This window comes from Bradyrhizobium sp. CCBAU 45394 (assembly GCF_028128655.1).
GTDB lineage: Bacteria > Pseudomonadota > Alphaproteobacteria > Rhizobiales > Xanthobacteraceae > Bradyrhizobium > Bradyrhizobium diazoefficiens.
In genome coordinates, this window is record NZ_LBIX01000065.1 from 1 (window position 1) to 985 (window position 985).

At 62.3% G+C, this 985-nt stretch carries 1 protein-coding gene; it reads left to right on the forward strand.

Annotated elements, in window-relative coordinates:
* Window positions 1–115: 115 nt before the first annotated feature.
* The coding region (locus WN73_RS11710; RefSeq protein ID WP_271552863.1) for an IS110 family transposase at window positions 116–985 on the forward strand (870 nt) is incomplete at its 3' end.

Here is a 985-nt window from a genome sequence, read left to right on the forward strand (position 1 = left end):
CCTAGACCCTATGTTTGCCTTCTGAGGTGACGGGCGGCCCGCCCCGCGGCAAGCTCCTATCGAGGGTTGCGCCGGATGGTCCGGCGCCGAGCCTCAAGCATGGGGAGCGGGCCTGATGAACGATAGCATTTTCGTGGGGCTGGATGTGCACAAGGCGACGATTTCGGTTGCAGTGGCCGAAGCGATGCGCGGCGGAGAAGTTCGTAACTTGGGGATCATCCCTAATCGCGCCGATCAAATCGCCAAACTGGCGAAGAAGCTTGGCAAGGGTGACCGGCAGGTAAGTTTTTGTTACGAAGCCGGGCCCTGCGGATATGGCCTGTATAGACAACTGACGGGACTGGGGCACAACTGCATCGTGGTGGCTCCCTCGCTGATCCCGATGAAAGCCGGCGATCGGGTAAAAACCGACCGGCGCGATGCGGCGATGCTGGCCAAGCTGCACCGGAGCGACGAACTGACAGCCGTGTGGGTTCCGGATGCAGCGCATGAGGCCATGCGCGACTTGGTGAGAGCCCGCGCCACGGCGATGCGTGTGCTCGGCAAGGCGCGGCAACATCTCCAAGGCTTCCTGCTGCGACATGGGCGCATCTATGCCGGGAAGAGGGGGTGGACACTGGCTTATCGTCGCTGGCTCACCACGGTGCGCTTCGATCACCCGGCGAGCCAAATCGTTCTGCAGGACTACATTCATGCCGTAACCGACGCTGAGGCCCGCGTGGACTGCTTGACCAAGCGGATCGAGGAGCTGGCGCCACAATGGTCGATGACGCCAATCGTAGAGGCCGTGCAGGCCATGCGCGGCATCGCCTTCATCGTTGCCGTGACGGTGGTTGCCGAGGTTGGCGACTTCTCTCGCTTTGACAATCCTCGCCAGTTGATGGCCTTTCTCGGCCTCGTGCCGTCGGAGTATTCGAGCGGCGCAACCATCCGACGCGGCAACATCACCAAGGCTGGCAACGCTCTGGCCAGGCGGGCTCTGATT